23 protein-coding genes are annotated in these 26522 nt (G+C 62.1%); 8 read left to right on the top strand and 15 right to left on the bottom strand.

Annotation, left to right across the window (positions count from 1 at the left end):
* Positions 1 to 75 precede the first annotated feature (75 nt).
* Positions 76 to 807: an SDR family oxidoreductase gene (locus tag Q7P63_00335; protein MDP0498524.1), complete on the bottom strand. Its 732-nt coding sequence runs from the start codon at positions 805 to 807 to the stop codon at positions 76 to 78.
* Positions 808 to 903: 96 nt separating this feature from the next.
* Here Q7P63_00335 and soxR point away from each other — a divergent pair, with 96 nt between their 5' ends.
* Positions 904 to 1341, top strand: a complete 438-nt coding sequence (soxR, locus tag Q7P63_00330) for a redox-sensitive transcriptional activator SoxR (GenBank protein MDP0498523.1) — start codon at positions 904 to 906, stop codon at positions 1339 to 1341.
* A gap of 276 nt (positions 1342 to 1617) precedes the next feature.
* On the opposite strand, the gene Q7P63_00325 is transcribed toward soxR, so the two are convergent.
* The 3 genes from Q7P63_00325 to Q7P63_00315 form a co-directional block, all read right to left on the bottom strand.
* Positions 1618 to 2775: a PQQ-dependent sugar dehydrogenase gene (locus Q7P63_00325; protein MDP0498522.1), complete on the bottom strand. Its 1158-nt coding sequence runs from the start codon at positions 2773 to 2775 to the stop codon at positions 1618 to 1620.
* Positions 2776 to 2820: 45 nt separating this feature from the next.
* Positions 2821 to 4329, bottom strand: coding sequence for a mechanosensitive ion channel family protein (locus tag Q7P63_00320; protein MDP0498521.1), 1509 nt, complete (start codon positions 4327 to 4329; stop codon positions 2821 to 2823).
* A gap of 136 nt (positions 4330 to 4465) precedes the next feature.
* Entirely contained in the window at positions 4466 to 5554 is a 1089-nt protein-coding gene (locus Q7P63_00315; GenBank protein ID MDP0498520.1) for a mechanosensitive ion channel, read from the bottom strand.
* Positions 5555 to 5828: 274 nt separating this feature from the next.
* On the opposite strand from Q7P63_00315, the gene Q7P63_00310 reads away from it, so the two are divergent.
* Positions 5829 to 6008, top strand: a complete 180-nt coding sequence (locus tag Q7P63_00310) for a CsbD family protein (protein ID MDP0498519.1) — start codon at positions 5829 to 5831, stop codon at positions 6006 to 6008.
* 159 nt (positions 6009 to 6167) lie between these two features.
* Positions 6168 to 6347, top strand: a complete 180-nt coding sequence (locus Q7P63_00305) for a CsbD family protein (protein ID MDP0498518.1) — start codon at positions 6168 to 6170, stop codon at positions 6345 to 6347.
* Between the two features lie 67 nt (positions 6348 to 6414).
* Here the strand turns inward: Q7P63_00305 and Q7P63_00300 are convergent, their stop codons facing one another.
* The 5 genes from Q7P63_00300 to Q7P63_00280 form a co-directional block, all read right to left on the bottom strand.
* The gene (locus Q7P63_00300) at positions 6415 to 7713 is read right to left on the bottom strand and encodes a polysaccharide pyruvyl transferase family protein (GenBank protein MDP0498517.1); all 1299 of its coding nucleotides are present in this window, start codon (positions 7711 to 7713) and stop codon (positions 6415 to 6417) included.
* A gap of 244 nt (positions 7714 to 7957) precedes the next feature.
* The gene (locus Q7P63_00295) at positions 7958 to 9406 is read right to left on the bottom strand and encodes an NAD(P)(+) transhydrogenase (Re/Si-specific) subunit beta (protein ID MDP0498516.1); all 1449 of its coding nucleotides are present in this window, start codon (positions 9404 to 9406) and stop codon (positions 7958 to 7960) included.
* Positions 9407 to 9442: 36 nt separating this feature from the next.
* Positions 9443 to 9745, bottom strand: a complete 303-nt coding sequence (locus Q7P63_00290; protein ID MDP0498515.1) for an NAD(P) transhydrogenase subunit alpha — start codon at positions 9743 to 9745, stop codon at positions 9443 to 9445.
* Positions 9746 to 9748: 3 nt separating this feature from the next.
* Complete coding sequence (locus Q7P63_00285; GenBank protein MDP0498514.1) at positions 9749 to 10900, bottom strand: NAD(P) transhydrogenase subunit alpha; 1152 nt, start codon at positions 10898 to 10900, stop codon at positions 9749 to 9751.
* A 237-nt stretch (positions 10901 to 11137) separates the two neighbouring features.
* Entirely contained in the window at positions 11138 to 12052 is a 915-nt protein-coding gene (locus Q7P63_00280; GenBank protein MDP0498513.1) for a hypothetical protein, read from the bottom strand.
* A gap of 303 nt (positions 12053 to 12355) precedes the next feature.
* Here Q7P63_00280 and Q7P63_00275 point away from each other — a divergent pair, with 303 nt between their 5' ends.
* The 3 genes from Q7P63_00275 (at position 12356) to Q7P63_00265 (ending at position 14649) form a co-directional block, all read left to right on the top strand.
* Entirely contained in the window at positions 12356 to 12976 is a 621-nt protein-coding gene (locus Q7P63_00275) for a PEP-CTERM sorting domain-containing protein (GenBank protein MDP0498512.1), read from the top strand.
* Positions 12977 to 13173: 197 nt separating this feature from the next.
* On the top strand, positions 13174 to 13743 hold the full coding sequence (locus Q7P63_00270; GenBank protein ID MDP0498511.1) for a PEP-CTERM sorting domain-containing protein: 570 nt from the start codon (positions 13174 to 13176) through the stop codon (positions 13741 to 13743).
* A 285-nt stretch (positions 13744 to 14028) separates the two neighbouring features.
* Entirely contained in the window at positions 14029 to 14649 is a 621-nt protein-coding gene (locus tag Q7P63_00265; GenBank protein MDP0498510.1) for a PEP-CTERM sorting domain-containing protein, read from the top strand.
* Between the two features lie 380 nt (positions 14650 to 15029).
* Here Q7P63_00265 and priA read toward each other — a convergent pair whose 3' ends face one another.
* Positions 15030 to 17300 (bottom strand): primosomal protein N', encoded by a 2271-nt coding sequence (gene priA / locus Q7P63_00260; GenBank protein MDP0498509.1) that lies wholly within the window; start codon positions 17298 to 17300, stop codon positions 15030 to 15032.
* Between the two features lie 154 nt (positions 17301 to 17454).
* Positions 17455 to 17778 carry a type II secretion system protein GspG gene (locus tag Q7P63_00255; GenBank protein ID MDP0498508.1) on the bottom strand — a complete coding sequence of 108 codons (324 nt, stop codon included), beginning with the start codon at positions 17776 to 17778 and terminating at the stop codon, positions 17455 to 17457.
* A 198-nt stretch (positions 17779 to 17976) separates the two neighbouring features.
* Here Q7P63_00255 and Q7P63_00250 point away from each other — a divergent pair, with 198 nt between their 5' ends.
* Together Q7P63_00250 and thpR are read left to right on the top strand one after the other, a co-directional pair.
* Positions 17977 to 19512 carry a glycosyltransferase N-terminal domain-containing protein gene (locus Q7P63_00250; GenBank protein ID MDP0498507.1) on the top strand — a complete coding sequence of 512 codons (1536 nt, stop codon included), beginning with the start codon at positions 17977 to 17979 and terminating at the stop codon, positions 19510 to 19512.
* Between the two features lie 26 nt (positions 19513 to 19538).
* Positions 19539 to 20111: an RNA 2',3'-cyclic phosphodiesterase gene (thpR, locus tag Q7P63_00245; protein ID MDP0498506.1), complete on the top strand. Its 573-nt coding sequence runs from the start codon at positions 19539 to 19541 to the stop codon at positions 20109 to 20111.
* Between the two features lie 285 nt (positions 20112 to 20396).
* On the opposite strand, the gene Q7P63_00240 is transcribed toward thpR, so the two are convergent.
* From Q7P63_00240 to Q7P63_00225, 4 genes are all read right to left on the bottom strand, one after another.
* A complete protein-coding gene (locus tag Q7P63_00240; GenBank protein MDP0498505.1) occupies positions 20397 to 22487 on the bottom strand; it encodes a heparinase II/III family protein in 2091 nt (696 codons plus the stop codon).
* A 5-nt stretch (positions 22488 to 22492) separates the two neighbouring features.
* Positions 22493 to 24358, bottom strand: a complete 1866-nt coding sequence (locus tag Q7P63_00235; GenBank protein ID MDP0498504.1) for a DUF2264 domain-containing protein — start codon at positions 24356 to 24358, stop codon at positions 22493 to 22495.
* 3 nt (positions 24359 to 24361) lie between these two features.
* On the bottom strand, positions 24362 to 25372 hold the full coding sequence (locus tag Q7P63_00230) for a hydroxyacid dehydrogenase (GenBank protein MDP0498503.1): 1011 nt from the start codon (positions 25370 to 25372) through the stop codon (positions 24362 to 24364).
* Positions 25373 to 25507: 135 nt separating this feature from the next.
* The gene (locus tag Q7P63_00225; GenBank protein MDP0498502.1) at positions 25508 to 26521 is read right to left on the bottom strand and encodes a hypothetical protein; all 1014 of its coding nucleotides are present in this window, start codon (positions 26519 to 26521) and stop codon (positions 25508 to 25510) included.
* Position 26522: the final 1 nt, after the last annotated feature.

The raw sequence follows: 26522 nt of genomic DNA, 5'->3' as shown, positions 1-26522 counted from the left end.
CACAAGGGAAACGGGCCTTTACTTGAGGCTGGCTTCTATTAGCTGGTGTTCTCCAAAAAAAGAGAGCGGCCCGCCCTACCACTTGTAGGTGCCGAAGCGGTCGAAGAACTGGCCGGTGGGGCCGTCGTCGTCGATCAACGCGTAGTGCACGGGGGCTTCTGCGCCCACTTCGACCGGCTGCGCACCGGGGATCTTGACCGCGCGGGTGGCCGTCAGACCCGGCTCGACGGCATTGACCTTGATGCCGGTACCTTCCAGCTCGCGCGCGAGGTGCACAGTCAGCACGTTGATGGCAGCCTTGCTGGAGGCATACACGGGCAGCAGGACGTTGTAGTAGGGGCTCTTCTCGTCCGTCATGCCGGCGAAGGAGGCCAGGCTGCTGGAGACGTTGACGATGCGCCCGTGGGCGGAGCGGCGCAAGAGCGGCAGGAAGGCCTGGGTGACGCGGATCATACCGAAAAGGTTGGTCTCGTAGGTGGCGATTACGTCTTCGAAGGGCGCCGTGCTCCAGGGGCCGCGATCAAGCGCAATGCCCGCGTTGTTGACGAGGATGTCGAGGCGCCCGTAGCGGCTTTCCAGCTCTTCCGCCGCACGTTGCACGGTTTCCTGCACTGTCACATCGAGTTGGACGATGTCGATTTCAAGGCCGTCGCGGCGGAATTCGGCGGCGACGCCCCGCCCTTTTTCCACGTTACGCGCGCCGATCACGACTTTGATGTCCTGCAGGCAGAGCTGCCGGGCCACTTCCTTGCCAATGCCATCGGTCGCGCCGGTGACGAGAGCGATACGCTCGTTTTCCTTGTTCATGAGCTGTGTATCTTTCTGGGATTCGAGTTAAGTCGGTTCGGAGAGAGGACGGGCCTGCGCTTGACCTCAAGTTCGCTTGAGGCCACGCTGCGTGACATGTCCAAAAAAGAGTCGTTGCTGACCGTGGGCGAGATCTCCCGCCGTAGCGGTATTGCGGTGTCGGCGATCCATTTTTACGAGTCGAAGCAGCTGGTCCGGAGCGTGCGCAATGGGCAGAACCAGCGGCTCTTTTCCCGCCGCGAGCTGCGAATCCTCGCCTTCATCAAGGTGGCGCAGCGGCTCGGCTTCACGCTGGAAGAGATCAAGGAGGCCTTTCGCGACCTGCCGCCCAGCCGCGTGCCGACGAAGGCAGACTGGCAAAAAGTCAGCCGCAACTGGCAGCTGGCGCTCACAGAAAAAATTGAATTAGCGAACAGAATGAAGGACCAACTGGGCCGTTGCATTGGCTGTGGCTGCCTGTCGACGAAGGACTGCCCGCTGCGCAACCCCGACGACGAGCTGGGGCTGCAGGGCGCGGGGCCTCGGCTGCTCTAGCCGCCACGCGGATCGCCCGTGTCTTGCGTCGCTTGGCCCGAGGTGCAGCCATGGCCGTGGGAGGTGTTTCCGGTGTCATGGCCGAGGTTTATACGACCTCAAGTTAACTTGAGGACAAGGGAATACTTCGGGATTCCGCGGTCATCACTAGCGCTTATTCTCAAACGAGATTACCTGATGGCTGTGAGCAAGGAGAGCCGCCTTAGCCGAGTTTTATCGCACAAAAAAGCCTTCCGTGGCGGAAGGCTGGGCAGGTTGCGGAACTAAAAGGCGGCGTTAACTGTCCTGACCGCTGGGGCGCAGAGGCTCCAGCCGCCAGATCGCCCCGTCTTTGGTATCCGTAATGACGTAGAGCATCCCGTCGGGGCCTTGTTCGACATCGCGAATCCGCTCCGGCAGCGGGATCCGCTCCTCGTGGGCGACTTCCTGCCCGTCGATCTCGATGCGCACGAGCTGGCGGCTGGAAAGGCCGCCGACAAAGAAGCTGTCTTGCCACTCCGGGAAGCTCTCGCCCGTATAATAGGCCATGCCGGAGGGGGATATAACGGGCGAGTAGTATTTGACCGCGCCGGTGAACTCTGGATGCGTTTCAGGCTTGGCGATCTCCGAGCCGTTGTAGTGATAACCCGCGCTGACGACCGGCCAGCCGTAGTTATGGCCTTTTTGGGGCTGGTTGAGCTCGTCCCCGCCCAAGGGCCCCATTTCGACAATCCACAAGTCGCCCGTGTCGGGATGCACGGCCGCAGCTTGCACGTTGCGGTGCCCGTAAGACCAGATTTCTTCGCGCTTGCCTGCTTCGCCGACAAAGGGGTTGTCATCTGGCACCGAGCCATCGGCGTTGAGGCGCACCACCGTGCCCAGGTGGTTGGAGAGGTCTTGCGCCGGGTCGAACTGGAACCGCTCGCCCAGGGTGAGGAAGAGGTGGCCTTCCTCGTCGAAGACGATCCGCCCACCGAAGTGCTTGTTACCGTCGATGCGCGGCTCCTGACGGAAGAGCACCTCAAAGTCCTGAATGCGGCCGTCCTGCCACTTGCCTCGCCCGAGAGCGGTCGACGCCCCACCCTGCCCGGATTCGGCGTAGGACAGGTAGACCCAGCCATTTTGCTCAAAATCCGGGTCGAGCGCCACGTCGAGCAAGCCCCCCTGCCCGTCGGCAAAGACTTTGGGCACGCCGCGCACCGGGCGGGAGAGCTTGCCGTTGCCTTCCAGCACGCGCAGGTCTCCGGCGCGTTCCGTCACCAACAGGCGTCCATCGGGCAAAAAGGCGAGCCCCCACGGGTGATTCAGGCCTTTGGCAATTTCCTTGACCGAGACCGGGCCGGCTTCGGTCAGGACGGATTCGACTTCATCGTCGGACGAAAAGACGGGCTGCTGGGCCGTGAGCATGGCCGTGCCGGCCAGCACGGCGAAGGGGTAGATCATCGAGCGCTTCATAGCCGTCTACCTTCGCAGGTGACGTACCAGAATCATCGTTATGGGCTAGCGGGAGTTCCAAGGGATGCGGCTGGAGCGGAAGATCAGCTGCATGCGCCGCAGGAGCGTCAACTGCAGCGGCTCCGCCGAGCCAAGGCGGTCGGCCTCCGCACTTTCGATGGCCTGCTCCTGTTGCCGACGGCGGTTGGCGAGGTTGCGGCTCAATGTCTCCAGCAGTGCCGGCTCTTCTTCCACGAGCTTCATGATCGTCCCGCGCTCGATCTCGAACAGCACGACGGGTGTGGTGGTCGCGACGGAGGCGGAGCGTGGATCGCCGGTGAGCATCGCCATTTCGCCAAAAAAGTCGCCCGGCAGCAGGCGGCCAAACTGGATGCGCCGCCCACCCTTGTCGGTATAAGCCTGCAAATGACCTTCCAGCACCACGTACATCTCCGTAGTATGGGCGTGCTCCTTTACCAGCACCTCTCCTGCCCCAAAGCGCCGCAGCTGGACGTTGGAGGCCAGGGTGCGCAGGCTATCACGGCCCAGCCCGAGGAAGAGTGCCACCCCCTCCAGCACCGCAATGCGGTCGGCCACATCGTCGAGGTGGGCGCTGCCGTTTTGCAGACGGCCTAGATAGATCTCCTGCCGGCCCGACGAGAGGCGGATGCCCGCCATGCGCAGGTGCCGCATCACGCTCTGCTGCACCCGGCTCATGACTGTATTCTGCGAATATGCGGTGTTGTCCATCCAGAAGCGGACCCAGTATTCGACGCCGGTGTGCGAAAGGTCGGACACCAGCACCTCCGGGGCCGGATGCACCCGCGGGCCTTCCGGGTGCGTGGTCTCCGCCATCACCCCACGCATGATCAGCTCGATGGCGCGCTCGCAGGGCACTTCCGGGGGCAGGCGCAGGCGAAAGTCGATCCGGCTCTCGATGTGTGGGCGGGTGTGGTTGAGGACCACGGAGGTGCTGAAAAGGCTGTTGGGGCAGACGACGATCGTCCCGGCACGGGTGCGCAGGAGCGTAGTGCGCCAGTTTACCTCCATCACCCAGCCGGTGTGGTTACCCTTGGCGCTCTCGAGCGTGATCCAGTCGCCAATCTGGTAGGCCGATTCGAGGTTGCTGCTGAGCCCGGAAAAAACATCGAGGATGATCGGGCGCAGCGCGAGGCCGATCACGATACCGAAGATACTCGACAGCGTGAGCAGCGAACCGAAGACCCCGTCGAAGAGGATCGCGATGCAGATCGCCACCGCGACGAAGAAGAAGATGACGCCGCAGAAGTCTTTGATGATACGCGGCACCGCCTTCTTGGTCGCCCGGCTGAGGATCCACTCCAACCCCACGATCCAGACGAGCGCGAAGGCAAACCAGACGCCGACAGCGGCATAGGCGGCCAAGATGCCCCGATGCAGACGCTCCACCCAGCGAGGATGCTCGAAACCCCAAAGGGATTCGAGCCAGGGCTGGACCGTCAAAGTGGCGATTAACAGCAAAGCCAGCGCGATCGTGGGAGGTACGAGCGCACGCAAGAGAGAGACCGGGCGGGCGGAGGCAGCCGTAAGTGTCATGGAGGCGGGCCGAGAGACGTCTCTTGCGTTCTGAGCCGGACCGCCCAACGCGGCAAGCCCCTTTCACCCAGACGCCCAGAAACAAGCAAACGACCCTAAAGCAGACATAAAGCCTAGGGCCCAAAACGCCGTAAGCCTACTGGGAGCTGCGCCCACGAGGGGGGTAATCCTCCGGGGGTGGCAATACGTCCAATTGCTGACGCGGCAGCGAAGGCACGATCTTCCCCCGGTGCTCAGCCTTGTTCATCTCTTCGGACAGGGCGATAAAGAGGTTGCTCGACGCCCGACGACGCGAGCGCACCTCCACCAGATAGCGCACGGTGACATTGGTCCACGCATCGGTCGGCGTCACGTAGCTTTGCGGCTCCAGCGATACATCGCTATCGAGGCGGCGACGCTTGAGCAACTCGGCGTAGGCAGCGGCCGACTGCGCCATGCTGTTCCCCAGCTCACGCACGGCTACTTCGCGCAAAATGCGGGCAGCGTAAGGCAAGTCCGACTCGTTGGCGATGCCCACCGTCACCTCGTCCCACACGTAAGGGAAATCGCGGGTGTAGTTCACGATGCTGCTGCGGAGGATCTCGCCGTTGGGGAAGGTGATCAAGGCGCCCGTCGGCTGTGCGCCCTGCACCGGCTTGTCGGGGCCGCCGATCTCCCACACGGTGGTCGTGAGGATGTCGATCTCGTAGACATCGCCCACGACATCCCCGATTGCGATGCGATCTCCCGGGCGGTAATAGCCCTTGAAGGAATTGAGCAGCCAGCCGCTGAAGCTCTCGATGGGCGTCTGTAAGGCCCACGACAGGGCGAGGCCCGCCAGCCCGACCGAGCCCACCAGCGCCCGAGCGTCCCCCGCGATCACGCTCAACGCCGCCCCGACCGCCAGGAGGTAGACGGCAATACTCGTCAAGGCCGCCACCGCATCGGCACGCCGCCAGTTGTGCAGGCTACGGCGCAGGATATAGGCAAAGAGCCGCGCCAGCAGCGCCCCGATCAGAATAACGGCCAGCCCCACCCCGATGCGGGGCAGCAGGTGCACGAGGCTGTCGCCCAGATCGCTGAGAGTGGAGCCTGCCTGCCGGATGGATTCGCTGGCATCCAGAGCCTCCGCGTCCCCGGTCGGTTGCTCCACCACGGGTGCCTCCGGCTCGTCTTGCGCCGAGAGATCGACAGGAGACAACCCGAAGACGAGCAGCAGGAGGGCGGTGAATGTCACCGCCAGCATCGAACCGGCCCGAAATCGCGCGAGGCGACGTTGAGCACCGGCGGCATATGCGCTCGTGCGCTCTGCCCGGCGGCCCAAAGCCGCCTTGCGTCGTGCACGGTTGCGATTTGCGGCACGATTGCGCCGGGTAGGCGGTTCAGCGCGGTTTCTGGGCGATGGGAGGCGATTACGGGGCTTCACGCGGGTAGGTGCAGCAACCCACGCGCCATGGACTGGCATATGAATTGCGATGGTTAGGGCGGAAACAGTTTAACAACCTCAACCCCTGAGAACCATGAAACCCAGCGATAAAGACAAGTCCGAAGGCAACACCAAGAAGGTAACCGGCCAGGTAAAGGAAACCGCTGGCCGCGTCGTCGGCAACCGAGACATGGAGGCCAAGGGCAAGGCTGAAAAGGCCGAAGGCAAAGGCCAAAAGAAGGCCGGCGAAGTCAAGAAGGTCTTGGGCAAGTAGGATTGCCATTCCCTTTTCACTCCCACGAGGGCGACCGGCTAAACGGTCGCCCTTTTTCTTTGGGCGCACGCGCTGCACATGGAAGCCGTGCGTCGCTGGCACGGGTTATGCAAGAGGGGAAGAGGACATTGATCCAAACAACTCAAACCCCTCATACTCATGAAACCCAGCGACAAGAACAAGACCGAAGGCAACACCAAGAAGGTAACCGGCCAAGTGAAGGAAACTGTCGGCCGCGTGGTGGGTAACCGCAATCTGGAAGCCAAGGGCGCCGCCGAGAAGGCCGAGGGCAAGGCCCAGAAGAAAGCCGGCGAAGTCCAGAAGGTCTTCAACAGCTAGCGGAACGACTTTCGTATCCTGAAAAACGAAGGGCGACCATTTGCGGGTCGCCCTTTTTTGTTTGAAACTAGCGCGCGTCCCTCATTTGTGAGAGGAGGTCCACGACCGTGGAAGATCGTTGCCCCAAGCGCCGCGTGACTTCGGCGATCCGCTCTCTCCGTGAGACCGCAAGGTAATCTTCACACTGTTGGCGGATCAGAGCACTTGCTGCAGCGTCTGGCATTGCATGATGCTCCACCACATTATCATACTCCAGAACGTTCTGCAGACTCCGAGTTTTATGGGAGTTGGAACTGAGGAACACGCAAGGTGTACCACCACACGAAGCCATAACCGCCGGGTGAAATCTTCCCGAGACGAATACTTCTGCATTACCAAGGATAGCGGCGCCAATTCGGATCGGGATACCAACCGGCACGCTTGGAAGGGAAAGATCTTCTGCCAGACGATTCAGAAAGACATCACCTCCACAAGTCGGGACGATCAACAACGGAAGTCCCAATTTCTGGAGTTCGCTTATGAGACCTTTGTAGGTGTTGTAGGCCCTATCTTGATCACGAGCGGCCCACGAACTGCCACTCACAGCAATGTATGGCTTCGAAAGGTCCACATCAGGAACCCTCTTGTGCGTCTCATATCCAAAAGATTCAAAAGCCTCAACGCCACCCCGCATGTGCTCTTTCCATTCGGCCATATGCGCTGACCAAGTGAAAAGTGCGTCCGGGACATACTTCACGTTGTGCCCCTCGAGGTCGGGCATCAAGTAATCATAAGACTCTGGATCCCGAGTGGTAATCAAATCTGTTTGGCGCAGGACGCGAACCGTTTCGTCATAAAGCTTCTTGTTTTTACCGAATTCCGGCTCGTCGGAAAACATCGCGTTCACGACGCATGCTTTTTTGCCCATCTTCTTGGCAAGCGCAATCGCGAAGTTATAGTACAGGGTATCTCGCCGTGGTCGATCGGTAAAAATGTAAGTCCCCTCTCCGTTTATTACGAGCATTTCGCATCGCACAAACTTCTGGTAGATTCCTTCCAAAACTGGAAAGCGTCCTTTCAGACGAAGAAAACTTTCAACTGAGCGTTGAGTGTCTACCTCCAGAAAGTCATGAGAGAGATCCAGAAAAGAATCCAACGCGTAAAACACACTCCAACTGATTCTTCTAGTACCTCGGAAAAAACGCCGCACTCCTTTGGGCAGGGCGATCCCGCTCCTCAGTGGGGTCATAGTTGAAGCCGAAGTCTCAACTCCATTGATAATATCGCTAATCGGTCCGACTTGTTGCAGGAGCGCACCAAGGGCCATGCTGGTCGCACGACATCCCCAATTGGGGCGCGAGCGGTTATCGGCTAGATATAGAATCATGAAGAGACAGAGTTTATATTGCAGAGCCTAAAAGTCACACCCGCTTCCTGAGCAACATCTTATCAAGAACGTCCGGCCAGCCGGGAAGCTAGAACCGGACATCGCGGCATACTACTTGGGGCCGGCAATCCATTTGGTCAAGCGATTATTGCCGCCCTACTCCACCGCACGGAAGGCGTTTCGAACCAAAAGGGCGACCGTTTACGGGTCGCCCTTTTGTTAATGCAAGTCTTGGAGGCAGTGCCTACTTCTCCTTGAACTGGCCGACGAGGCCGGCGATGGTCGCCTTGGCGTCGCCGTAGATCATGCGGGTGTTTTCGCGGAAGAAGAGCGTATTGACGAGGCCACTGAAGCCCGCGCCCTTGCCCCGCTTGAGCGCGAAGACGGTGCGGGCGTGGTGCACGTTGATGATCGGCATGCCGTAGATGGGGCTGCTTGGGTCCTCTCCCGCCGCCGGGTTCACCACGTCGTTGGCGCCGATCACGATGGCCACGTCGACCATCTCCATCGTGGGGTTCACCGCGTCCATTTCGCAGAGCTGCTCGTAGGGTACGTCGGCCTCGGCGAGTAGCACGTTCATGTGGCCGGGCATGCGGCCCGCCACCGGGTGAATGGCAAATCGCACTTCCGCGCCGTTTTCTTCGAGCAATTCCGCCAGCTCTTTCACGACGTGCTGGGCCTGCGCGACGGCCATCCCATAGCCTGGCACGAAGACGACGTTGCGGGCCGATTCGAGCACGTAATAGGCATCCTCGACGCTCAGGGCCTTCATTTCGCCCTCCACCTGCTGGCTGCTCTGGGTGGAGCCGAAACCGCTGAAGAGCACATTCGTGAGGGTGCGGTTCATCGCCTTGCACATGATCACGGTGAGAATCAGGCCCGAGCAACCGACAAGGCAGCCCGCGACGATCAGCACGTTGTTCACGATGACAAAGCCGGCGGCAGCCGCCGCGAGGCCCGAGAGCGAATTGAGCAGCGAGATCACCACCGGCATGTCGCCGCCGCCGATAGGCATGACGCCGAAGATACCGAGCAGCAGCGCGCCAAGGGTGGCACCGGTGAGCAGCAGCAGGCCGACTTCACCCTCCGGCATGAGCGGGAAGAGCACGCCGCAGAGGACGGTGACGGCCAGCAGCAGGGCGTTGCAGGCCTTTTGCGCCGGGAACGTCTTGGCCGCGCCGCCGAGCTTACCGCTCAGCTTGCCCCAAGCGTAAATCGAGCCCGTAAACGTCACCGCGCCGATGAACACGGCGAGGAAGATCACCGCCATGGTAAACCCGCTGAGCGGGGGGAGCAGGTCGAGCGGCGGCAGGAGCGCCGTATCGGTCTGTTCGTTGAAGCGAGCCTGATCCCAATAGGGTTTAGCCAACCGCACGTATTCGGCCCAGCCGACGAGCACGGAGGAGAGACCGCCGACGCCGTTGAAGAGCGCGACCATCTCGGGCATGCCCGTCATGGGCACTTTCTTGGCCGCGACGGCACCGATGGCCCCGCCGATGGCGAAGGCGAGCACGATCCAGAGGATCTTGTCGGCAAAAGCCGGGTGGATGCAGGTGACCACGATGGCCAGCCCCATGCCCCAGGCAGAGACGAGGTTGCCGCGCTTGGCCGTGTCGGCCTTGCCCAGCATCTTGATCCCGAAGATGAAGAGGATCGAGGCGGCGATATAAGAAAGGTTGATGATGACTTCCATGGAAGCGTAACCGGAAAGGGGTTGATGCGAAGGGGGCTACGCCTTGGGCGCCGGCTTGTCCTTCTTCTTGAACATGCCGAGCATGCGGTCCGTCACGAGGTAGCCGCCGACGACATTGACCGCCGCGAGGATCATCGCGCCGATCCCGATGAGGAAGGCGACGCTGCCGACGGGGTTGTCGAGGATGGCCACAATGGCGCCGACAATGGTGATGCCCGAGATGGCGTTGCTGCCGCTCATCAGCGGGGTGTGCAACTGGCTGGGCACCTTGGCGATCAACTCGAAGCCGAGGAAGGCCGCGAGGGTAAAAATAAAGAGTAGCAGGAGCAGGTCGTGCATGGCTTAGGCTTGCTGGAATTTGGGATGGATGATCTGCCCGTCGTTCGTCATCAGGCAGCCCTTGAGGATCTCGTCGTCGAGGTTGAGCTTGAGGGTCTTCGCCTCCTTGTCCCAAAAGTGCTCGATGAAGTTGTAGATATTGGTCGCGTAGACCTGGCTGGCGTGGGTGGGCACGAGGTTTTCGAACTTCGCGTAACGCAGAATCGTCACGCCGTTGTCCGTCAAGACGATGTCGCCAGCCGCCTTCAGCTCGGCTTCGTTGTCGGTCCAGCTGACGTTGCCGCCCGTTTCCGCCGCGAGGTCGACGATGACGCTGCCGGGCTGCATCCTGGCCACCACATCGGGCAGGATGAGCTTGGGCGCGGGGCGGCCGAAGAGCTTGGCGGTGGTGACGACGATGTCGCTGCGGGCGCAGATGTCGCCTTGAGCCTGCCGCTGCTTTTCGAGCTGCTCGGGCGTCAACTCCTTGGCGTAGCCCTGATCCGTCTGGCCCATCTCGCCAAGGTCGATCTTGATGAACTTGGCGCCGAGGGACTTGACCTGCTCTTCCACCACCGGGCGCGTGTCGAAGGCTTCCACGCGCGCGCCGAGGCGCTTGGCGGTGGCGATCGCCTGCAGGCCGGCCACCCCTACCCCGATGACGAAGACCCGGGCGGGCGAGATCGTGCCGGCGGGGGTCATCATCATCGGCAGGAGCTTGCGGCTGACCTTGGCGGCCTCGATGATGGCTTCATAGCCGGCGAGGTTGGCCTGCGAGCTGATCACGTCCATCTTTTGCGCCAGCGTGGTGCGTGGGATCATCTCGAGGCTCACGGCCTTGACCTGTGCCGCCGCGAAGGCTTGCAAGAGGTCTCGTCGGTTGAAGGGGTCGATCATGCCGAGGAACCACGAGCCGGGCTTGAGGCGGGCGATGGTCTCGGGCGTGGGTTTGTCCACCGCAGCCACGATGTCGGCGGCGGCAAGCGCAGCGGAGGCATCGGGGGCAATGGAAGCACCGGCGTCGGTAAACTGCCGGTCGGGGTGCATGGAAGCGTGGCCCGTATCGGCCGCCAGGCTGACGTCCAGCCCGAGCGCGATCAGCTTACGGGCGGTGTCGGGGGTGACGGCGCAACGGGGTTCGGTGGTGGGATCGAAATCCTGGGTAAACAATTTCATCGTCGGAGCGCATTCATTCTGGTCAGCACAAAACGGGGTGGTCAAGAACTGTTGCTAATCGTTGGCAACACGACCGGTTCAAACCCAGCCAACGCGCCCCTCATTTGACGAATTGCCCGTCGCGGATCAACCCGTGGGGCCTCAGAACGTAGGAGATGGCAGCCCGTATTAGAATGGCTGGTGCGTCGTAACAAAATACCGAATACATTCTGCAGCCTTTTGCTCGATGCGCAGCTTTTAGTGCGAAGGCGAAGGCTCGGCCTGCTTTTGCGCCCACTGGATCTGATTCCACGTCTCCAGCGGCAGCTCGCGCACGTTGAGCTCACCGAGTTCGCGGAGCAATTCCAGCCATTGCTCCCGCTGGGCCTCGTCTCCCTGCGCTTGATAATAGAGCGCGGCCGAAGCGAGCAAAGACAGCAGGTAAGGGCGCGCCTGCCGCTGGCTGGGATCGTCTGCCTGTAGCGGAATCTTGCGCACGTGCGCCTCCCAGCTTTCATCCTTCAGGTAAAACTTGAGCGCATCGTCGAACAGCATCCGGGCCTCGGTGGCGGAAAGCGTCAGCCCCCGCTGTAAAGTGTAGCGCGCCAGAAAATCGTGGTAAGAAAGCGGCACGGGCAAAGTCCTGCCCCGCTCCCGCGGCGTCCACGTCATCATGGCTGCCTCGTCGAGGATGCGGCGGAAAACGGTTGCCTCGCCAGCGGCCAGGCGGCGCACCAAGGCCGGCATTGGGTCTCCCCGCTCGAAAAGTGCGGCCATAGGGGCGAGTTCGGAGCCACTTTGGCCGGTCAGCACCGCGCTGAAGAGGCAGAGCCGCGCGCCTTCCAGCTCGATCCGGCTCCCGCCTTCCCAGACGGAGGGGTCGTCGAGCCACGCCACCGCCTCCGGGTAGTAGCCGTAGAAGTAATAGACACGGCCCAACTGGGCTCGGGTGGAAACGACGCGCCGGGGGCCCAGGAATTTCCGCACTGCCTCGTCGTAAGCGCCGAACTCGTCGCGCTCCAGGGCCAGCAGCGCATCGCCGGTCGTTTTGGGCGGCATGTAGTAGACGAGCACGTTGGCCAGCTCGAGCATCGTGTCGTCGTTGGTCTGCTTGCAGCCGGCAAAGCAGAGCAGGCTCCAGAGGACCACCAGACAGCGATATGGGCGACACATCGCTCTGCAAGCTAGGGCGAACCAGCGGAGAGCGCTAGCGCAAAAGACGCTCGCCCGAACGCCATCCGAGCTCCGCTGACACGACCGCACTTTCCTGCCCGTACCTGGGAACCTATGGGGGCCCTCACTCCGCTCGGCATTTGCCGCTAGAAAACTCCGGGGGATAGCTTTTTCCATCTCCGCGCGTCAGAAAACGCAGACAGAACCCCATGAATCAGATGGGGCAAACAGCCTTGACACACCTCCAGCAGCGCCCTTCGCTAACGAGCGAACCACCTGATAAAATCAAAAGTTATGTCTCTCATGAATCTAATCTTACGCGCTTTCCTCTCAACTCCTTTGGCCGTGCTGGCACCCTTATCGACTGCCAATGCAGCAATCAGCCTTACAGGTGATGTTCTTACGACCGGAGGCGTCTTCACGATCACGCAAGACATCACGCTGGAGATCAATACCAGCGGCACGCAGAACTTGATCCTGTCTTTCGACCAGTGGGTTAACAGTGATGGTGGCTACGGCAGTCTGGATATTTATCAGGCCGACCCTATCTACGTTCAAATCAACAACGGTCCTTTGCAGGCACTCTCCAACCCTTATATTGTAGACGACCTGCCCTTTTCGCTCTTGGACATGTCACTAAATAGCGGCTACCTCGCCCTCGATGCGTATGATCTTGTCGCGGGCGATACCTTTATGGTCCTGGCCGGCAGTTGGGAGACTTACGCAGCCACCGAAGATTTTAACCCTGAAGCGGTTCAGACCTTTACGGGCGAAGTCTTCCTGGTGGATATCAACACCGCGCAACGCGTCTCTTCTATCGTCAGCGTCGACGCTCCCCCCGCCGTGCCCGAACCCGGGGCCTACGCCGCGCTTGCCGGCCTTGCCACGCTCGGGTTTGCCTTCTGGAATCGTCGCAAGGCGTAAGGGCGTCTTACGGTTCGTTTTTACCAGCCGCTTCCGAAAATCGGAAGCGGTTTTTTTTTTGCGGACAAAAACGGGGGCATAGCAATTAAAAACAATGTTAAACCTATGACTATAAACGCAATGTGAACATCAGCCTTATTCTAAATCTTGCACCCTGGGGATAATTACCCATAGTAGACGGCCTGATCCATTTTACTATGAAAAAATTCCTGACCCTCCTCGCACTATTCGCTGCTGCGATCCAAACACAGGCAGCTGTCCTGCTGACCATCGACATGACCGACATCAGCGCGGTCGTGATCACCGCCACCGGTAATTTTGCCGATATCAATGCCACGAGCGATGCCGCCAACTTCCCCGTCCAATTGAAGGGCTTCTTCACGGTCGACCCCGGCACGACGACCTACAGCGCGCTCGAAACCACGCTGCAAGGCCCCTCCTCCGGCGATATCCTCGACAGCATCCTGGGCGGCCGTTCCGGCCCGTCGCAGACCACCGCGATCCTGCGTACCGGTTCCGGCAAGGTCGAAACCTTCAGCACGACCAGCACCGCCTTCACCGGCTACGCCATTTTCGACCTGTCCTCCATCGAGTCATTCCTGCCGACCTGGGGTGACAGCGGCAACATCACGACCGACAATGCTGGCAGCGAAATCATCGGCACCTGGGAAGTTGCGACCGTCGCCGTGCCCGAGCCCAGCACCTACGCTGCTCTCGCCGGCCTCGCCACCCTTGGCCTCGTCTTCTGGCGTCGTCGCAAGGCGTAAAAGGTCGGCGATTCGATTTTCAAGAACAGCCGCTTCCGTAATTCGGGAGCGGCTTTTTTGCGCTCCACCTAAGGCCTGCAAGGGAGAACGATAATCCGGAAAAGACCCACGTCGGCTTCACGACGCAGCGGACATCCGCCCTTACGTGGTAAATAGAAGCAAAAAATTGTAAATAACAATAAGTCTGCCGAGGCGTAAGGGACATTGACCGATCTAGCTCCAAGGGCATCAAGACAATTAGCCGTTGTCTTGGCGAGAGCCCGCATCTCATAAACCAATATGTCCATGTCGCTCCAAACACGCATCGCGGTCGTTGCCGCTGTCTCACTCGCCGCTGTCGCGGCTTCGACTGCCTATGGCGCCATCAACCTCAGCCCCGAGATTCTCACCACCGGAGGCACGCTCGAGTTCACCAACGACCTGACTTTCACCATCTCGACCGATGGCACGGTCGATTACATCGCTTTCGATGAATGGTCAGCAAGCTATACCACCCAGAGGTTGGCTTACTCCTCCGGTTCGATCTCCTATCAGATCAACGACGGACCCGTCCTCTCAGCCGGCGCCTACTATCTCTATGACAGCGTGTACAGCGATTGGAACGACCTGAGCGCATACGACGGCATTCTTGCGATCGACAGCATTTTTGTCAGCGTCGGCGACACCCTCACCTTCTTCGCCACCAGCATTGAATTTGATCCTGAACCCGAGTTCAATCCCGCCGGCATCGGTGAGTTTACGGGTGATGTTTTTCTGGCCAGCATGTTTGCATCCCGCATGAGCGGCAATATCAGCGCCAACGGGGCACCCGAACCCACCCCTGTCGTGCCCGAGCCCAGCACCTATGCCGCGCTCGCCGGCCTCGCCACGCTCGGCTTCGCCTTCTGGCGTCGTCGCAAGGCGTAAAAGCTCGACGATTCGATTTTCAAGATCGGCCGCTTCCGTGCTTCGGGAGCGGCTTTTTTGTGTCCGCTCGTGTCTCGTTGAGTGGATAAAGACGGAAACAGGTCTTACCCATCTGACCGTTTGCCAATTCTTTGGTGGTACCCCTCCAGGGTGCTTTCTTGACCTTGATAACCTGGGGTGTCGGTCCGCTGATGCGGACCTCAACCCCAGGCTACGAGCTAGCAAGCCTCTGGCTTGCTGGATGATGCAGCATCCCGGCGGGATGCCAACGACATAGCCGGTGGTCGAGGACGCTTGGCGTCCGACACCACCGGATAGGACCGAGCTAGAGTCTGCACCCTGGAGGGGTGCCACTGGGAAAAGGTCCAATCAACTGGATACTAAATCAGGTTCACCGCGTCCACGTCGAGGATCTCGATCACCTCGGAGTCCCACTTGAAGGACTGGCGCAGGGCGTTGAGCTTGGGCACGAGGCGGGCGGCGCTGGGGGTGAAATACCAGATCTGGAAGCGGTAGTGGTCCTTGATCTTCTCCACCGGGCAGGGCGCGGGCCCGCGGATCTCCAGCGTTGGGTCGTGCGGCAGCAGCTCTTGCTCGATGTGCTTGACCCATTCCTTGGCGTAAAAGGCCACCTTGTCGGGATTGGGGCCGCGCAGGAGGTGGTGGACGAGGTGGCGGTAGGGCGGGTATTCGAACTCGCGGCGCCGCTCCAGCTCGTCCTTCGCAAAACCGTCGAAGTCCTGTTGGCGTCCGAACTGGATGGGCTCGGAGTGCGGCAGATAAGTCTGTACGACCACCTCCCCGGCGCGTTCGCCTCGCCCTGCCCGCCCGGCTACCTGCACGAGTAGCTGGAAGGTGCGCTCCATCGAGCGGAAGTCGGGCAAGTGCATCGTCAGGTCGGCATCGAGCAGGCCGACGAGGGTCACGTTGGGGAAATCGAGACCCTTGGCGATCATTTGGGTGCCGACAAGGATGTCGACCTTGCCCGCGCGGAAGTCGGCCAGCACTTCGCGGAATTTGTGCTTCTGCTGCATCGTGTCGGCGTCGATCCGCAGCACGCGGGCGCTCGGTAGCAGGCGACGCGCAAAGTCCTCGATCTTCTGCGTGCCGGAGCCACGATAGTGGATCTTCGGGCTCTTGCACTCGGGGCAAACGTTCGGCACCGGATGCTCGGCCCCGCACAGGTGGCAGCGCAAGTGGTTGTCGTGCCGGTGGTGCGTGAGGGTGATCGCGCAATGGTCGCAGTAGGCCACCCAGCCGCAGTCCGGGCAGCGCACGCTGGAATCGTAGCCCCGGCGGTTGATAAAGAGGATCGACTGCTCGCCCTTTTCGAGACGGTCATAGAGTTTGTCGGCCAGCAGACGGCTGAAGAGCGGCGGCCCCTTGCTCTTGTATTGCTCGCGCTTCATGTCGACCACGTGCACGAGCGGCAACTGGCGGTTGTCGACCCGCTGGCGAAGGTGGTTGATCTGGTATTTGCCCTGCGAGGCGTTGTGCAGGCTCTCCAACGCAGGGGTCGCCGAGCCGAGCACGACGGTGGCCTGGTTGATGAAGCCGCGATAGACCGCCACATCGCGCCCATGATAGCGGGGCGTCTCCTCCTGCTTGTAGGCGGGCTCGTGCTCTTCATCGACGATGATCAGCCGCAAGTCCTTGATCGGCGCGAACACGGCGGATCGTGCGCCCACCACCACCCGAGCTTCGCCGGTCGAGAGCGCGTGCCAGGCGTCGTAGCGTTCGCCGTCGCTCAGCAGGCTGTGCCACACGACGGCCTGTTCGCCGCTCGCCGCCTCCAGTCGCGCCCGCAGGCGGCCGACCGTCTGCGGGGTCAGCGCCACCTCGGGCACGAGAAAGATCACACCCCCACCCTGCTCCAGCACGTGCCGCAGCGCATGGAGATACACCTCTGTCTTGCCGCTGCCGGTAACGCCGTGCAGCAGGTGGGTCACAAATTGGCGCTTGTCGATGCTCGCCACGAGGGCCTCACCGGCGGTCTGCTGCTCTTCGTTGAGCACGAGGTTGGCCACGCGGACCCGTTCGGCCCCGGCCAAATCGTCGGCATAGGCCTCGCGCTGCACGACTTGCTGGCCTTCGCTCAGGATGCCCTTGGCCACGAGGCCATCGACGACGGCGGTGCTGGTCTTGAGGCGCTTGACGATCAAGGCCTTGGGCAACGGGCGCGGGTCGATCTGGTCGCGCAGGAACGTATAAAGCTCGGCCTGCTTCTTGGCCCGCTTTTCGAGCTGCGCCAGTTCTGCGGCGTCCAGCGTGCGGGCGATGGAGACAAACGCGCGCTGCTGCACCTTCATCCCACGCCGCACGGAAGCGGGGATCATCGTCTCGAAGATGCTGTTGAGGTCGGCCGCATAGTAGCGCTCCATCCACTGGGCGAGCTTCAGCAAGTCGAGCGTCAGCACCGGGAACGGCTGCTCCAGGCTGTGCACGTATTTGAGCTTCTCCAGCGGGAAATTGGGATCCGACGCGAGGGCCGTCACCACCGCCAGCTCGACGCGGCGCACCACGGGCACCTTGACGAGCGACCCGACCTCCACCTGCCCGACGAGCGCCTCCGGCAGGCGGTAGCCCAGCTCCCGGTCGAGCCGGGTGAGCAGACGCACGCTGATCGTCGCTTGGGCGGCATCTTCAGGCATCCCCACAGACAAGCGCGTGCGCGCCGGGCGTCAAGGGAGGAGGTGGGCGCGGCGGATTCCGGCCACGGATGCGACACGGATGGGCACGGATTAGGGAGCAGTAAGAAAGGCAGGAATTGAGCCGCAGATGGACGCAGATTTGCGCGGATGGGGATTACCAGTTGCCGATGTCGTCGGCGGGATCGTCAGAGTCTGGGCCGAGGGACCAGATGTCGTATTTCCGTGCGCCGTATTCGTTACGTTCTCCCGGAAAGCGATATTGGTACGGGCGGCTCCAAAGGTCGATCACATCGTCCGGGGCGTCGATGTAGGGACCATTCCAGCTATCAGCATGCTCGGCCGGAGCTTCCCAAAGCGCCGCCAAGCCTTGAGCGGTCGTCGGGTAAGAACCGGTGTCGATACGGTATTGAGTTAGTGGAGCCTGAATGCTGGCGTTGGTAAATATGCTGGCGGTGCTTTCGTTACTCTGAGGACACATGCATCTGGAATAGTCCTAACCACATAAAAACTCCGATGGCCGAGCAGCAAGCCGCCACCGCCCAGAAGGTACATCCTCCAACAAACCGTTTCTTACTTTGCGTCTTGGTCATAACAGCAGCACCTGCCTAACCCAAACCGGCCTGCATGGGCGAAGTTACGGCGTAGCAGCATCTTCTTCCTATCTGCGCCCATCTGCGTGAATCTGCGGCTGACTTCCCATTCTTCACCCTACCGCCCAACGCACAAAATCCTGAGCCGGGCCGGTTTCGGCTTGAGGGCGGCGCGCGGCTTGCATGTGTTGAAGGGCATGTTGATCTGGGGTTACCGGGTCTTGTTTTTGCCCCTCTTGCTCATCGGCCTGCCGTATTACCTGTGGCGGATGGTGCGCCGTGGCGGTTACGCGCGCGACTTCGGGCACCGCTTCGGCTTTGTGCCGCGCCAGCCGGACAAGCTGCCCGGCAGCAAGCGCATCTGGCTGCACGCCGTGAGTGTGGGCGAGATTCTGGCGCTCGACCCGCTGCTGAAGGAGCTGAGCCTCGACCCGAATCTGGAGGTGATCCTGACCACCACCACCAGCACGGGCTACAAGCTGGCCCGGCAGCGCTACAAGCGCCAGGTGGAGCTGGTCGCGATTTTCCCGATCGACTTTTACCCGTGCCGGCGGCTCGCGTGGAAGCGTTGGCAGCCCGACATCGTGATCCTGACCGAGGGCGAGATCTGGCCCGAGCTGCTGCATCAGGCGCGGCGCGATAGCGTGCCCGTGCTGCTGATGAACGCCCGCCTTTCCGACCGCTCGTTCCGCCGCTACCAGTCGCTGGAAAAGCTCGCCCGGCCCCTTTTGCTCGACGGGCTGACGCGCGTGCTGGCTTCGAGTCAACAAGACGGCGAGCGCTTCCGCCAATTGCTGGGCGACAGGACGCGGGTCGACTATGTGGGCAACATCAAGTGCGATGTGGAGCTGAAGCCGGTGCTCAACGAGATGCAGCGTCGCCTATGGCTGCGCGAACTGGGCTTTATCGGCTCGACAGAGGTCTCCGGTCCACAGGATCGTTCCGCCGCCTGGGGCGCACAGGGGCAACTGGAAAAAGCTCCCCTGCCGCTTGTCTTGCTCGGCTCGTCGACCTGGCCAGGCGAAGAGGCCATGCTGATGCGCATCACCAAGGTGGCTCTGGAGCGGGGCCTGAATGTGCGCCTGCTGCTGGTGCCGCGCCATGCCGAGCGCGCCAGCGACGTGGTGCAGGAGCTGCGCGAGGCGGGGCTGACTTTCCACCAGCGTTCGAAGGGCCATCAGGCGCCCGAGCCGGTGCAGGCTTATTTGGCGGACACCACGGGCGAGCTGCGTCAACTGGTCCAGTTGGCCGACGTGGTGCTGATCGGTAAATCCATGCCGCCGCATACGCAGGGGCAGACCCCAATCGAGGCCGCTGGCTTTGGGCGTCCCCTGATCATGGGGCCTGAAATGAGCAACTTTCGCGAGATCGCCCACTCGATGACGAGTGCGGGCGGTGCGCGTCGCGCAGCCGACGAGGCCGAGCTGCAGGCCGTCGTGCTGGAGCTGCTGGAAAACGGCGACACGCGGCAGGAGCTGTCGATCAAGGCGCGGAGTTGGTTTGGCGAGCAGGAAGGCGCGACCCGCCGCACGCTGGATGCCATCCGCGAACTGCTGGGCCTGCAGGCTCCCAAGGCTACCCCGGGCGAACAGGCTGACCCGCCCAATTTGACGCGGCTATGATGGACCGGAGGGATGCGGCGCGCCCGATGCCCCGCTTGCCCCACCGCCGGTTGTTCTTCGCCATCGACGTGCCGGAATACGTGCAGGAGGCCTTGCTGCGCCTCTACATCGACCAGAAGAACTGGCAGTGGGTGCGCCCCGAAAATATGCACCTCACGCTCAAATTCCTTGGCGCAACGCCGGGCGAACTGGCCGAAGAGGTGATCGAGCGCATGGCAGGCGTCGCCGGTCGTGCGTTCATGTTGCCGGTCGAGGAGGTCGGCGTGTTCCCGAGCGTGCAGCGGCCGCAGGTGGTCTGGGCGGGGCTGGGCGGCGGCCATCCCGAGCTGTTCGGCTTGCAGAAGCGGATCGAAGACGCCTGCTTTGCCCTCGGCATCCAACCGGAGAAGCGGCGCTACAGCCCCCACCTCACGCTGGCGCGGGTCAGCCAGGCCAGCCCGGAGAGCGTGCGGCAGTTTGTGAAGGCGCAGCGCGAATTCAGCGCCCCGCCCTTCCGCGTGGAGGCCTTCCACCTCTACCGCAGCGAACTCCAGGACCACCACCGCGTCTACATCAAGGAAGCCACCTGGCTGCTCCACGACGAGCGGGCGGAGGCGTGATGGGTGTGGCTTCGGGTTTAACCAGAGAAGGCAGAAAACGGGTCAGGAAGGCAGCAGAAGGACGACCTGATTCGGATTTCTCCTATTTATTGAAGAATTGTTTAAGGAACCGAACAGGAGGAGCCTTTTCTGACTTCTCTGCTTTTTATGGTTAAATTCATCTCCCTCTTAAACGAGAACCGGCTGGCCCCCTTTTGGCCAGCCGGTCTCATCCTACCTTCTAATTTCCTCAGCCGTACTAAGGAAAGGGGGATCTGGTCTTCCCCCGGACGTTTTACCCTAACGTTACTTCAGATGAATCTCGTTTTCTCCAAATTGCAGGCGGTCGGTTGAGCCGCCAGGGCGCTGGACCTCCACCGTATCGCGGTCGACCACCTTCAGCGTGAGATCGGCGAGGTCGCTGGCCTTTTCGGTAGGCCAAAGCAGCGAGTAGATGACGACGTCGCCCGAATATTCGGCGGTGTCGGCGCGGAAGTGCTCCTGATCGACGTTCGGGGCCGTCAGCCACCCACGTTTGGCCACTTCTTCGGGGTCGACATAGTCCTGATCGACCGCCACATCGAAGCCGCGCCAGGTGTTGAACTCGAAGTCGTTCTGCCACGCCTCCAGACGCACGCCCAGATGCACCTGCCCGTTGACGATGTGCACGGCGTTGACCGCATCGCTGTTGGCGATGGGCTTTTCGGCGTGCAGGAGGTAGCTGACCATCACCGGGTCGTCGGCCTTCACCACGTCGCGCACCACGAAGTAACGGTCGTCGATGAAGACGATGTCGCGCGTCACCTGCTCCAACTCGATCTGCGGTTGCAGGATCTGGTAGGCCTGCTTGGCCTCGCCCCGCGCCCAGGCGTAACGCTCGCCCGTCTCGTAGTGCGTGATTTCGCCCTTCGCGGCTAGGTTTTGGGTGTCCTGCCCGCGCATGTCGATCAGCAGGGCGTTCTTGGAGCGGGTCTCGCGGGTGTAATACTTGTGGTGCTTGGAGCGGTGGTATTCGCGGTAGCCGCTATTGATGGCGAGGTTTTCGCCAAAGGCATTGAGGATAAAGGCATTCTGGTCGCCATGGCTGTGACTGAACGAGCCGTAGGGGCTGCTCTTGAATGACAGGTGGATATCCTCGTCGGGCTGGCCCAGCGCGGAGTGAAAGGCAACCCAACCCACGTCGGCAAAGTAGCGGCTGCTGGGCAATTCGCGCAAGTCCTTCGCAGCGGGCAGCTTGCGCCCGGCCACCGCGTAGTCGCGCCACACGTATTCGGTCAGGTTGGGGTAGACGCGGTAGATTTCCTTGAGGTCGTACTCGCTCGGCAGGGGGCGCGGGTCGTCATAGAGGTCCGTCCAGGCGCGCAGGTAGCCGTCTTGCAGCACCTTGGAAAGGTGACGCACGAAGTGGTAGACGCCCGGCTCGATGTCGAACTTGCCGGAATTGGACAGGTCGCCAAAGCCGGTCGCGAAGTAGGGCTGCGTGAAGTAGACCTGAAAGTAGCCGGTGTTTTGCCAGAACGGCTGGTTGTAGGCCAGCGGGTCGTCGATCAGCAACAGGGCGTCTTGAAACACCGCGTGCTCATAAACGCCGCGCCAGTAGGCTGTGCCCTCCGCCCAACCGCCATCGTCGCCGCCAAAGGGCGTGAAGATGTCGCGGTAAAAGTCGTAGGCGAAGGCATACCACTCCTTGGCCTCGGGGATGTCGTCCCAAAGCGCGAGGCCGGAGGCGCCCGTCATGGCCATGAAGCGGACCGGGTGGCTGCTCGGCTTGTGCTCGACGGAGTTGCGCTTCACCTGCTCAATGCCCGAGCGCTTGATCCACTCCACCGAACGGTTGCCGCGCTCGCGGAAGGCCGCGATCACCTTCTCGCGCTCGGCAGGCGTCAGCTCGTCGCGGATCTGGTCGAACACCTCGGGCAGCTTGCGCCAGAGGCGGAAGTGAGCCTCGTCGTTGTAATAAATATCCGTCACGCCGCGCGGGTCCCACTCGCAGACCTGCAACAGAAAGCTCTTGGCCTTGTCGAGGTAGCGCGTATCGCCTTCGACGAGCCAGATCATGGTCGCAGCCTCGGCCACGGTCGCAATCTGGTTGCTCACGTCCTGGGCTTCGCGCCAGAGGATCACCTTGTCGGCGGTGCGCTTCTTGGGGTCGGGATCGCCGTAGGTGCCGGGCTCTTCCGGGAAGGCGAAGTCCATCCAGTAGGCGTCGAAGTCGCGCTTGATCGTGGCGTAATACTGCTGGCCTTCGGGCGTCTCAATGAAGGCGCGGAAGCCTTGCAGCTCGCCCGCCGGCACCCAGGTGCGCGGGGCCTCCGCCGGCACGTGGTCGGCAGGGGCAGCGTGGAGGGCGAGGCAAAGCCCGAAGGTCAGGAGGAGCGTAAGGGGGCGGATCAGCATGGGGTCTAGTCGAGGGCGGGCAGCCAGGCGTGGCGCAAGGTCCACGGGCCGAGCTGCGGGTGCTGGAGGGTCCACTCGCCAGCGGCAAGCGAAACAACCTCCCAGGGTTGCACGGAGTCACCGTAGCCGGCGAAGCAGAGGGCGGCGAGCCAACCTTCATCGGCTTCGGCGGGAGCGGTGAGCAAAGGCGTGATATGATACGGGGCCTGCAGGTGACGGCGCGGGGCGGCGTCTTCCAGCCGGGAATTGCTCGCGGCCTGCAGGTGGGCTTGCAGCGGCTGCAGCGCCACCACCCTGCCCTCTCCGCTGGCCTGCAGGAAGGGCTGCTTCAGCGATTGCGCGGCTTGGGGCTGTTTCAATGGTAGGGCATAGCCGCCCAGCGTAAATTCCATCGGCTGGTAGGCAGTGTAGCGGTGCACCTGCAACAGCCAGCCGCCCTTCCAGGCGACAAAGGTTTCGACCGACACGTTGGCCTGCAGCTCGCGGTCGCCCAGGTTGTAGCTGCTGAGATAGTGCGAGCGGCCCATTTCGAGCGGCACGGTATAGTGGCGGCCAAAGCGGCGACCATCGCGCGGATCGACGCCCGTCAGGCCGAGGTCGGGCGAATAACCGCCTCGCTCGGCCACGCAAAAGCCGAAGTCGGTGCGATAGGCGAGCTTCCCCCACTTATAGGGGCCGAACTTGTCGCGATTGCCCGCGCAGATTTCGGAACCGGCGTTCAGGATCTCCGCCGCGCCTTCGTGGGTGCGGAAGATCAGCCCGGCGGGGTCGACCACGTGCACGGCGTCTTCCAGCTCAGCCACGAGGGGCTGCTCCGGCTCTTGCCAAAAGGCGTGTTCGCGCGGCACGAGCAGAGCCACAAAAGCCTTGGCCGCCCAATAGACGGAGCCCGCGCAGGAATAGGGCTCGGACACGCCCGGAAAGGTATCGTGCCAGCCGATGGAGAGCGCGCCCTGCCCTTGCCGCGTCTCGCGGTCGAGGAAAAAGCGGAGGTTGCGCGTGCAGAGGCGGCGGCAGCGCCCGGGCGACAGCTCGGTGGCGTCGACCAGCTGCGCGGCAGCGAAGGCAGCGGAGGCGTTGAAGCGGTAGGTGATCGAGCGCCCGAAAGCCGGGTGCTCGCCCGAGGCCGCGAAGACGTGCTGATACGAGGTCAGGAATTCGCGGGACCAGTCGCACCAACGCTTGGCGCGGACGGGGTTGCGGTGCCCGTAGAGGTGGGCCCACATGGGCCCGTAAAAGTGGAAGGCGTAGGCGTTGTAGTGGTCGTAGCTCTGGTTCATGCCGTCCATGAACCAGCCGCGCCCGCGATACATCAGCTCCATCTCCTGGAACCAGTGATCGATCGCCTGCCGGTCGGAAGCGCGCCCCGCCCCAACGCTTTCCAGAAACTCCAGCGCGAAGACGCCGAAGTAAAAGTGGTTGTTCCAGTGGTGCCCCGTGCCGCGATTGGAGGCCATCCAGCGGATCACGCGCTGCTTTGCCTCTTCGTCCAGCGGCTCCCAAAGAAAGGGCTTGGCGACTTCCAGCGCAATGGCGAAAAGCCCCATCTCGACGCCGTTCTGGTGGTAATTCGCGTTCGGCCCCCAATAGTGCTCAGGTTTGGACGGGTCGGTGCCCAGCGCGAGGGCTTCGCGGAACCACCTGGCGATCTTCTCCGCCTCGTCCTGCTCCTCCGGGCTGCTGGCGAGCCAGAAGGCGGCCAGCAGGCAGGGGCGCGCAAAGGCTTCCAGACGGTCGGCATTGGCATCGTGATCGCTCGCCTGCCCTTCCAGCGGCAGCTCGGAGAGGCCGGGGCGCATGAGCTCGGTCAGGGGCTGCAGGAGCTCCCAGGCCGCTTGTTGCCATTCTCGGTATGCTGCGGGGGTGGTCATGGGTTATGAAGCGCGTTGGTAGACGTCGACGTTGACGACGGATTCGAGATCGCCGCCTTGCAGGAAGGCCTTGAGGTTCTGGATCGCGAGGCGACCGGAATCCTGACGGCGGTCGGTGGTGGGGCCGCCGAGGTGGGGCAGCGTGAGGATGGCGTCGTTGTGGCGGAAAGGCGAGTCGGCAGGCAGCGGCTCCTGCCCGTAGACGTCGAGGCCCACCTGGATCTTGCCGTCGGCAGCGACGCGGGCCAGTGCGGCCTCATCGACCACGGCCCCACGCCCGATGTTGACGAACGCCCCGCCCTCGGGGATCCGGCGCAACAGCTCTTCCGTCACGACTCCCGTGTTCTCGGGCGTCAACGCGGCCAGTTCGAAGACGATGTCGTTGTCGGCAAAGAGGTCTTCGAGGGTGTCGGCGCGGTGCACATTGTATTCGGCCAGCAACTGGTCGGGCACACGCGGCGAGTAGGTCGAAATGGTGGTGTCGAAGGGCTGGAGCAGCTTGACCAGCTCGCGCGAGATCGCGCCAAAGCCGTGGATGCCGATGCGGCGCTCGAAGACCGAGCCGGTGATGGTGTCGGGAGTCTTCCAGGTGCCCTCGCGGTGCATGGAGATGGTCCAGTAGCTGGCGCGGCGCATGCAGGCGATGGCGAGCATCAGCGCGCACTCCGCCACGACGCGGGAAATGGTGTTGCCCCAGTTGGTGACGATGAGGCCGTCCTCCAGTTGGCGGGGGTTGACGAGCTTGCGCACCGACCCAGCCAGGTAGCAGAGGTATTTGAGGCGCCCTCCCGTCAACGTGGCCCAGTTGTCGGGCAGCGTCGGCGTTTTCCATGCGGCGACGAGGATGTCGGGCTGCGTATCCTGCAGTTGCTGGGCCCAACCCGCTTCATCGAAGGAGAGCGGATCGACGACGACGGCTTTACCCGCGAGCGACAGCACATCGGCGCGCATCTTGCCGGGGAAAAACGTCTGCCATTCCCAGTCGGTCAGGGCAAATAAGATGGTTTTGGACATAAAGTTCGGGACATGCGGCAGGCACAAGCGCCCGCCCTCCAGGCCAGAACGGCCCGGAATTAACGGATAAGGGGGAGCGGGAACACGGGCGGGGGTCGGACCCGTCGTGTGTTCTCCAAAGCAAAGCCCGGAGGCTTATTCAGCGGCGGGGCGGCCAGCCCAGAGCCAGACGCCGGCATCGGCTTCGAGCGAGCCGTCGGCATCGGGCACATAGAGCCACTTGCTCAGATTGTAGGAGTAGACCCAGGGGTAGTCTTCCACCCACAGCGGGCCCATCCATTGGCCGGTGTGCACCGAGCCGTCTTCCAGGGCAAAGCCGCCGAAGATGCCGGGGCCCATCGCGGTGCCGCCGAGCGGGTTGGCGAGGTTTTCGCCGCTGGTGTCGACGTAGAGGTTGTCGAAGTAGGTCGGGTCGATGCCCTTGATCACGTCGGTCGTGCGGCCAGCGGAGGAGAGGATGCGGAAGTTATTGATATTGTCGAAACCGCCCACCTTACGGAAACCAGCATAACCATCGGAATCCGGGTCGTTGTTAGGGAGTGCCGGATCGGGGTAGACAAGGGTCTGCTCCGGATATTCCGGCCCGCCCTGCACGTAGACCTTGTAGCCGTTTTCGGCCGCATTGAGGACGATCCAGACATTGTACCACACGCCTCCGGTGACGCCCACGCCGTTGGCCAGCACCGTCTGGTAGCCGACGCGGTTGCTGCCGATCGTGGTGCCGTCGTAGACATCAAACGACTCATCGTATTCGATGCGCATCAGCGCCATGAAATCGTTGTAGCGGTCCTGATTGACCTGAAGGTCGGATACGCCCCAGACGGTGTCGATCTGGCCTTTGGTGCCGTTGACGATTGGCTGCTGGACCTGCAGGAAGACGGTGCCGGCGCCAAAAATGTCGATGTCGGGGATTTGACGGTAAGCGCCCAGGTTGAGCGTATTTTCGTCGGCCACGCCCGGGTGAATGGCGAGCTTGCCGTCTTCCACCGCGATGGAGGGCGAGGTGTTTTCAACAGGGTTGATGTCGTAGGTCCAGGCACCGGAAGCGACGGTGTCGGTCGAAAAATCGTCCACCAGTTGCCAGGCGGCGGAGGCCGTGGCGGCGAGCGTGGTGCACAGAGCGAGGGGGAGGAGTTTCGGGTAGTTCATG

It is taken from the genome of Verrucomicrobiota bacterium JB022 (genome assembly GCA_030673845.1).
Lineage (GTDB): Bacteria > Verrucomicrobiota > Verrucomicrobiia > Opitutales > Oceanipulchritudinaceae > WOUP01.
This window is presented reverse-complemented; position numbering and strand designations above follow the sequence as displayed.

Bases quoted from the DNA above. Each gene is read 5' to 3' on its own strand.
- Q7P63_00335 (MDP0498524.1), bottom strand. From the start codon at position 807: ATGAACAAGGAAAACGAGCGTATCGCTCTCGTCACCGGCGCGACCGAT.
- soxR (MDP0498523.1), top strand. From the start codon at position 904: ATGTCCAAAAAAGAGTCGTTGCTGACCGTGGGCGAGATCTCCCGCCGT.
- Q7P63_00325 (MDP0498522.1), bottom strand. From the start codon at position 2,775: ATGAAGCGCTCGATGATCTACCCCTTCGCCGTGCTGGCCGGCACGGCC.
- Q7P63_00320 (MDP0498521.1), bottom strand. From the start codon at position 4,329: ATGACACTTACGGCTGCCTCCGCCCGCCCGGTCTCTCTCTTGCGTGCG.
- Q7P63_00315 (MDP0498520.1), bottom strand. From the start codon at position 5,554: ATGCTGGCGGTGACATTCACCGCCCTCCTGCTGCTCGTCTTCGGGTTG.
- Q7P63_00310 (MDP0498519.1), top strand. From the start codon at position 5,829: ATGAAACCCAGCGATAAAGACAAGTCCGAAGGCAACACCAAGAAGGTA.
- Q7P63_00305 (MDP0498518.1), top strand. From the start codon at position 6,168: ATGAAACCCAGCGACAAGAACAAGACCGAAGGCAACACCAAGAAGGTA.
- Q7P63_00300 (MDP0498517.1), bottom strand. From the start codon at position 7,713: ATGATTCTATATCTAGCCGATAACCGCTCGCGCCCCAATTGGGGATGT.
- Q7P63_00295 (MDP0498516.1), bottom strand. From the start codon at position 9,406: ATGGAAGTCATCATCAACCTTTCTTATATCGCCGCCTCGATCCTCTTC.
- Q7P63_00290 (MDP0498515.1), bottom strand. From the start codon at position 9,745: ATGCACGACCTGCTCCTGCTACTCTTTATTTTTACCCTCGCGGCCTTC.
- Q7P63_00285 (MDP0498514.1), bottom strand. From the start codon at position 10,900: ATGAAATTGTTTACCCAGGATTTCGATCCCACCACCGAACCCCGTTGC.
- Q7P63_00280 (MDP0498513.1), bottom strand. From the start codon at position 12,052: ATGTGTCGCCCATATCGCTGTCTGGTGGTCCTCTGGAGCCTGCTCTGC.
- Q7P63_00275 (MDP0498512.1), top strand. From the start codon at position 12,356: ATGAATCTAATCTTACGCGCTTTCCTCTCAACTCCTTTGGCCGTGCTG.
- Q7P63_00270 (MDP0498511.1), top strand. From the start codon at position 13,174: ATGAAAAAATTCCTGACCCTCCTCGCACTATTCGCTGCTGCGATCCAA.
- Q7P63_00265 (MDP0498510.1), top strand. From the start codon at position 14,029: ATGTCGCTCCAAACACGCATCGCGGTCGTTGCCGCTGTCTCACTCGCC.
- priA (MDP0498509.1), bottom strand. From the start codon at position 17,300: ATGCCTGAAGATGCCGCCCAAGCGACGATCAGCGTGCGTCTGCTCACC.
- Q7P63_00255 (MDP0498508.1), bottom strand. From the start codon at position 17,778: ATGTGTCCTCAGAGTAACGAAAGCACCGCCAGCATATTTACCAACGCC.
- thpR (MDP0498506.1), top strand. From the start codon at position 19,539: ATGCCCCGCTTGCCCCACCGCCGGTTGTTCTTCGCCATCGACGTGCCG.
- Q7P63_00240 (MDP0498505.1), bottom strand. From the start codon at position 22,487: ATGCTGATCCGCCCCCTTACGCTCCTCCTGACCTTCGGGCTTTGCCTC.
- Q7P63_00235 (MDP0498504.1), bottom strand. From the start codon at position 24,358: ATGACCACCCCCGCAGCATACCGAGAATGGCAACAAGCGGCCTGGGAG.
- Q7P63_00230 (MDP0498503.1), bottom strand. From the start codon at position 25,372: ATGTCCAAAACCATCTTATTTGCCCTGACCGACTGGGAATGGCAGACG.
- Q7P63_00225 (MDP0498502.1), bottom strand. From the start codon at position 26,521: ATGAACTACCCGAAACTCCTCCCCCTCGCTCTGTGCACCACGCTCGCC.